The 439-nt window shown below is 70.8% G+C and carries 1 protein-coding gene; it reads right to left on the bottom strand.

What is annotated here, in order from left to right; genetic code table 11:
• Positions 1-431, bottom strand: a 431-nt coding sequence (locus tag K7G61_RS36105; protein WP_225851379.1) for a response regulator transcription factor, incomplete at its 3' end; no start/stop codon positions are given.
• Between the last annotated feature and the right edge of the window lie 8 nt (positions 432-439).

The following is a 439-nucleotide window of genomic DNA, read 5'->3' as shown; positions in this document are numbered from 1 at the left end:
AGCCGTGCGGTGGTGGCCGGGTCGAGCATGGACTGTCCCGAGGCGACGGTGCGGACCGCCGAGACGAGGTCGGAGCCCTTGATCTGTTTGAGTACGTAGCCGGCGGCGCCTGCCATGATCGCGTCGAGCAGGGCGTCGTCGTCGTCGAAGGAGGTGAGCATCAGGCAGGCCAGTTGGGGCATCCTGGAGCGCAGTTCGCGGCATACGGTGATGCCGTCGCCGTCGGGCAGGCGGACGTCCAGGACGGCGACGTCCGGGCGCAGGGCGGGGCCGCGGGCCAGTGCCTGGTCGGCTGTCGACGCCTCGCCGACGACCTCGATGTCCGGTTCGCCGTCCAGCAGGTCGTGGACACCCCGCCGTACGACCTCGTGGTCGTCGAGCAGGAACACCCGGATCGGGGACCGCGCCGGGAACTGCCGTACCTCGCTCATACCGGCCC

It is taken from the genome of Streptomyces sp. HPF1205 (assembly GCF_020400825.1).
Classification (GTDB): domain Bacteria; phylum Actinomycetota; class Actinomycetes; order Streptomycetales; family Streptomycetaceae; genus Actinacidiphila.
The sequence above is the reverse complement of the archived record's forward strand: the minus strand, read 5'-3'. Positions and strand labels throughout refer to the sequence as shown.